We start from the raw sequence: 5,190 nt of genomic DNA on the forward strand, positions 1-5,190 counted from the left end.
TCCAGCAGCCAGCACCACCGCTCCTCGTGGTCCCCGCCGAACCGGTCCGTCAGCTCGACCGCCAGCTCCCATGCCCGCGCCCGGGGCCCTGCTCGCCGCCGTGGCGGTGCTGCTGGTCGCCGTCAACCTGCGACCGGGCGCCTCCAGCGTGGGGCCGGTGATGGCCGAGGTCCGCGCCGACCTGGGGATGAGCGCCACGACAGCCGGGGTGCTGGGGGCGCTGCCCGGGCTGGCGTTCGCGGTGTTCGGGGCGCTGGCGGTCACCTTCGCCATCCGGGTCGGCATCAACGGGGCGATCATGCTCGGCGCCCTGGCCGCCGCCGTCGGGCTGCTGGGCCGGGCCGCCGTCGACGACGTCGGGCCGTTCCTGGCGCTGACCCTGCTCGCGTTCGCCGGCATGGCGGTCGGCAACGTGCTGGTCCCCGCCTTCGTCAAGCGGCAGTTCCCCGGCCGGCCCGCCCTGATGACCGGGCTCTACAGCGCCGGACTGGCGGTCGGCGCGAGCGTGCCCGCCGCGGTGACCGCCCCGCTGGCGACCACGCTCCCGGGCGGGTGGCGAGCCGCTACCGGGGTGTGGGGCCTCACCGCGGCGGTCGCCGTGCTGCCGTGGTCCTGGTACGCGCTGGCCGAGCGCCGGCGCCGCGTGCCGGGGCAGCGCTCGGTGGCCTGGTCGATCTGGAGCGTGGCGCGCTCGCGCAAGGCGGTGGCCATGGCCGTGTTCTTCGCCGCGCAGTCGACCCAGGCATACGTGCAGTTCGCCTGGATCGCACAGGCCTACCGCGACGGCGGCCTCGACCAGACGACGGCCGGGCTGATGGCCTCCATCATCGCGGTCTTAGGCATCCCCGCCGGCATCGCCATGCCCGCCCTGGTCTCCCGGGTCGCCGACGTGCGGCCGGTCATCCTGGTGCTGGGGCTGCTGCTGGCGATGGGCTACACCGGCATCCTGCTGGCCCCGACGACGCTGCCGTGGCTGTGGGCGGTGTTCCTGGGGCTGAGCGGGGCGTCCTTCCCACTGGCCATCGCGCTGTTCACGCTGCGCACCCGGGACCCGCGGATCACCAGCCGGGTCTCCGGCTTCACCCAGTCGCACGGCTACCTGCTGGCCGGGCTCGGCCCGGTCGCCATCGGCTCGCTGCTGGAGGCCACCGGCAGCTGGACCGCCCCGCTGATCGTGCTGGCGTGCAGCTCGGTGGTGCTCGTGGGTGCCGGCCTGGTCGCCGCCGCGCCCGGTGACGTGGACGACGAGCTGCCGCACCTGCGGTAGCGGCCGTGCGACCCGGCCGGCCCGACCCGGAGTCAGCTGGTCCTTGCCGGCCGGCCGGCACGGACCTCCTGCCCGTGGCCGGGCGCTCGAGGAACGGGCTCGCCGTGGCCGGGAGGCCGCGCCCGACCGAGGGCGACGGTCCCGGCGCTCGCCGCGCTCACGCAGCCGAGGGCCAGCCACTGCACCGCCCGCAGCTGCTCGGCGAGCACGACGGTGCCCGCCAGCCCCGCCGTGGCGGGCTCCAGGCTCTGCAGGACGCCGACCGTCCTCGGTGGCAGCCGTCGCAGCGCGGCGAGCTCGAGTGAGTAGGGGAGCACGGCCGAGAGGACCGCCACGACCAGCCCGGTCGCCAGGGTCGGCGGCTCGAGCAGCGCCGTGCCGCCCTGCGCGACCCCGAGCGGCACCGTCAGCAGCGCCGCCCACGTCACGGCGAGCGCCAGCGGCCGGCCGTTCGGCGACGCCTGCCCGGCCCGGCTGCTCAGCAGCAGGTAGGCCGCCATCGCGGCTCCGGAGGCGAGCGCCAGCAGGACGCCGGGCAGGGAGAAGGCCGTGACATCCCCACCGTGGAACAGCCAGACCCCACCACCGGCGAGGACAGCCAGCGCACCGTGGCGCCAGCGCCGGGAGGTCACCAGCGCCAGCGCAATCGGGCCGAGCAGCTGCAGCGAGGTCGCCAGGCCCAGCGGCAGGTACACCAGCGCGAGGTAGATCAGGTTCATCCCGGCGATAGCGGTCCCCAGCCCCAGGACGGTGACCACCTCCGCGCGGGTCCGCGGCGGTGCCGGCCGGTGCAGGAGGCCGAGGATGACCGCTGCCAGGCCGAGGCGCAGTGCCACCGCCCCCGTGGCACCGACCTCGTCGAACAGGCTCTTCCCCAGGGCCTGCCCGAACTGGATGCTGACGACGCTGCCGAGCACGAGCAGGGGCGCTGGAACAGGTGCCATGTCCCCCAGCATTCGCGGCCGAATCGTGAACGTCCAGCGAATGATTATGGACAGTACCGTCTAGGATCACTACATGATCGATCTGCGCCGGCTGGCTGCCCTGCAGGCGGTCGCCGAGCACCGGACGGTGACGGCGGCGGCCCAGGCACTGCACCTGACCCCCTCGGCGGTCTCCCAGCAGCTGAACCAGCTGGCGCACGAGGTGGGCGCTCCGCTGCTACGGCACGAGGGCCGAGGGGTGCGGCTGACGCCGGAGGCCCTGGTGCTCCTCGAGCACGGTGCGCTCCTGCGGCAGCAGTGGGAGCGGGCCAAGGCCGACCTCGCCTCGCTCGGCGAGCAGGTCACCGGGACGTTGCGGATGTGTGGCGTCTCCTCGGCGGTGGCCGCCCTCGCCGCCCCCGCCCTGGCCCGGCTGCGGGAGGTCCATCCCCGGCTCGACACGCTGGTCCTGGAGGAGGAGAGCGCGGCCTGCTACCAGCTCCTGCTCGCTGACGAGGCGGACCTGGCGGTCGTGCTCCCCACGCCGCAGGCGCCGCCGGCCACCGACGCCCGGCTCGAGCAGCACCATCTGCTGGAGGACCCGCTGGACCTGCTGGTCCCGGCGGGTCATCGGCTCGCCAGGTCCGAGGGGGTGGCGCTCACCGAGGCCGCCGGCGAGGCGTGGATCGTCAAGCGCCACAACAACGACAGCTTCGCCCTGCTCAGCGTCGCCTGCGCGAGCGCGGGGTTCACGCCGCACGTCACGCACCAGGTCAAGGAGTGGTACGCGGTGTCCGCGATGGTCGCGGCGGGGTTCGGGGTGTGCCTGCTGCCCCGGCTGGTGCCCATCCCCAGGGAGCACCCGGTGGTGCGGGTCCCGCTGCGGGGCCGGCCGGTGCCCGCCCGGCGGGTCGTCGCCTGCGTGCGCCGGGGCAGCGTCAGCCATCCAGTCGTCGCGGCCGGCCTGGAGGCGCTGCGGGCCGCCGCTGCCGGCGCCCCGGACCACCAGCGGTAGCAGCGGCGCACCGGACCCGCGGCCCTGACTGGGTGTAGCGAACCGTGCGCCCGAGCGCACCTTTCGCTCCACGTTCGCGGCCGCCGAGCCGTGACGGGGCAGCCGGGGCCGCTACCGGGCCGGCGGACGGTCCTCGGTGGCCCGATGCTGGCGGGCGCGGTGCAGGACCCAGGCCTGGTGGCAGCTCCACACCATGCCGAAGGCGGCCTGGAAGCCGGCGAACCACCGGGCGAGATCCTCGGTGGTGAACCAGAGGAATGCTCCGATCAGGCACACCGCGACCGCGGCCACCAGCCGGATCGTCTCCACCCGGATGTGACTGGTGGTGTTGCTGGTCGACGGCTCCATGCGTTCCCCCTCCGGTGTTGGCCTCAGCCGCAGGGTAGTGGCGGGCCTCGCCAGCGCCGCCGGCCGCCCGGCGGACCGGCCGGCTCACCACCAGCGGTAGAAGTGGTGCACCGGGCCCGCGCCCTGGCCGATCTGGAGCGTGTGGCCGCGCTGCAGCGCGCCAGTCAGCCACTCCTTGGCCGCGGAGACCGCCGGCAGCCAGCTCGCGTGCTGCGGCAGCAGCGCGGCGATGGCCGAGGACAGCGAGCACCCGGTGCCGTGGGTGTGGACGGTGTCCACCCGTGCGGCGCTGAGCTCCCGCACCCGACCGTCCTCGCCCACCCACACATCGGTCGCGACGGAGACGTCCCGGTGGCCGCCCTTGAGCAGCACCCGGGGCACGCCGAGGTCGCGCAGCGCGCGGGCCTGCTCGGTCATGCCGGCCACGTCCTCGGCGGGGTCGACGCCGAGCAGCACTGCCGCCTCGGGGATGTTGGGCGTGACCAGGGCGGCGTGGGGGAGCAGCCGGGCCATCGCCGCGACCGCGTCCTCGTCGAGCAGCCGGGAGCCGGCCGTCGAGACCATCACCGGGTCCAGCACGACCGGGCAGTGCAACCGGTCACGGACCAGCTCGGTCACGGTCTCCACGGTCGCGGCGGTGGCCAGCATGCCCAGCTTGACCGCGTCCAGCCGCACGTCGTCGACCAGCGTGAGGACCTGCTCGCGCACGAACTCCGCCGGCACCACGTGCACGCCGGTCACGCCCTGGGTGCTCTGCGCGGTGAGCGCGGTCATCGCGGCGCAGCCGTAGGCGCCCAGCGCGCTGAACGTCTTCAGGTCCGCCTGGATCCCGGCACCGCCGGAGGAGTCGGACCCGGCGATGGAGAGCACCTTCGGCGGGGCGGTCACGGCCGGTCCCGCAGCGCCCCGGTGGCGGCCGCGACGTCGTCGGCGGCGCAGATCGCGCTGACCACGGCGACGCCCGCCAGCTGCGGGACCCGCTCCCGGAGATCGCTCGCCCGGGCAGCGTCGATCCCGCCGATCGCCACGCACGGCCACCGGCTCTCGAGGGCCAGCTCGGCCACCCCCTCGACCCCGATCGCGTCCTCGGCGGCCGGCTTGGTCGCCGTCGACCACACCGGGCCCACCCCGAGGTAGTCGACGGTCCCCTCCGGCAGCGCGCTGGCACGCTCCAGCTGGCCCAGGTCGTGCACGGACAGCCCCAGGTAGCGGTCCGCGCCCAGCGCCTCCCGCGCCGCGACCGGCTCGGTGTCGCCCTGGCCGACGTGGGCCCCGTCGGCGCCGATCTCGGCGACCAGGTGCGGGCGGTCGTTGACCAGCAGCGGGACACCGGTCCCGGCCAGCACCTCCCGCAGCCGGCGCCCCATCGCGACCACCGCCTGGTCGTCGGCATCGGGGTCGCGCAGCTGCACCACGGTCACGCCCGCGGCGACCGCCTGGCGGACGGTCTCGGCCAGCCCGCGCCGCGCGCACAGGGCGGTGTCAGTGACGAGGTAGAGCGACAGGTCCAGCGGCCGCCTCACGACAGCCGCACCTGCTCGGCGAGCCGCTCGGGAGTGAGGAGGTACAGCTCGTCGACCAGCGCCGCGGCGAAGCCGCCCGGCCCGCGGGTGGACTCGGCGGCGGCGTCGGCCGCG

At 75.4% G+C, this 5,190-nt stretch carries 6 protein-coding genes; 2 read left to right on the forward strand and 4 right to left on the reverse strand.

Features of this window, described 5'->3' with window-relative positions; translation table 11 throughout:
- Positions 1-70 precede the first annotated feature (70 nt).
- Complete coding sequence (locus GFJ45_RS15005) at positions 71-1,267, forward strand: MFS transporter (protein WP_153398629.1); 1,197 nt, start codon at positions 71-73, stop codon at positions 1,265-1,267.
- Positions 1,268-1,299: 32 nt separating this feature from the next.
- Here the strand turns inward: GFJ45_RS15005 and GFJ45_RS15010 are convergent, their stop codons facing one another.
- A complete protein-coding gene (locus GFJ45_RS15010; RefSeq protein ID WP_153398631.1) occupies positions 1,300-2,211 on the reverse strand; it encodes an EamA family transporter in 912 nt (303 codons plus the stop codon).
- Positions 2,212-2,284: 73 nt separating this feature from the next.
- Between GFJ45_RS15010 and GFJ45_RS15015 the strand changes: the two genes are divergently transcribed.
- Positions 2,285-3,205 (forward strand): LysR family transcriptional regulator, encoded by a 921-nt coding sequence (locus GFJ45_RS15015; RefSeq protein ID WP_153398633.1) that lies wholly within the window; start codon positions 2,285-2,287, stop codon positions 3,203-3,205.
- A gap of 111 nt (positions 3,206-3,316) precedes the next feature.
- Here GFJ45_RS15015 and GFJ45_RS15020 read toward each other — a convergent pair whose 3' ends face one another.
- The 3 genes from GFJ45_RS15020 to thiE all read right to left on the reverse strand — a co-directional run bounded on the left by GFJ45_RS15020 (position 3,317) and on the right by thiE (position 5,076).
- A complete protein-coding gene (locus tag GFJ45_RS15020) occupies positions 3,317-3,553 on the reverse strand; it encodes a hypothetical protein (RefSeq protein ID WP_153398635.1) in 237 nt (78 codons plus the stop codon).
- Positions 3,554-3,637: 84 nt separating this feature from the next.
- Entirely contained in the window at positions 3,638-4,441 is an 804-nt protein-coding gene (gene thiD / locus GFJ45_RS15025; RefSeq protein ID WP_153398637.1) for a bifunctional hydroxymethylpyrimidine kinase/phosphomethylpyrimidine kinase, read from the reverse strand.
- A complete protein-coding gene (thiE, locus tag GFJ45_RS15030) occupies positions 4,438-5,076 on the reverse strand; it encodes a thiamine phosphate synthase (RefSeq protein WP_228387122.1) in 639 nt (212 codons plus the stop codon). Before thiE ends, thiD begins: the two co-directional genes overlap by 4 nt.
- Positions 5,077-5,190 lie beyond the last annotated feature (114 nt).

The sequence above is a fragment of the Ornithinicoccus halotolerans genome (assembly GCF_009602535.1).
GTDB classification, from domain to species: Bacteria; Actinomycetota; Actinomycetes; order Actinomycetales; family Dermatophilaceae; genus Ornithinicoccus; species Ornithinicoccus halotolerans.

Bases quoted from the DNA above. Each gene is read 5' to 3' on its own strand.
- GFJ45_RS15005 (WP_153398629.1), top strand. From the start codon at position 71: ATGCCCGCGCCCGGGGCCCTGCTCGCCGCCGTGGCGGTGCTGCTGGTC.
- GFJ45_RS15010 (WP_153398631.1), bottom strand. From the start codon at position 2,211: ATGGCACCTGTTCCAGCGCCCCTGCTCGTGCTCGGCAGCGTCGTCAGC.
- GFJ45_RS15015 (WP_153398633.1), top strand. From the start codon at position 2,285: ATGATCGATCTGCGCCGGCTGGCTGCCCTGCAGGCGGTCGCCGAGCAC.
- GFJ45_RS15020 (WP_153398635.1), bottom strand. From the start codon at position 3,553: ATGGAGCCGTCGACCAGCAACACCACCAGTCACATCCGGGTGGAGACG.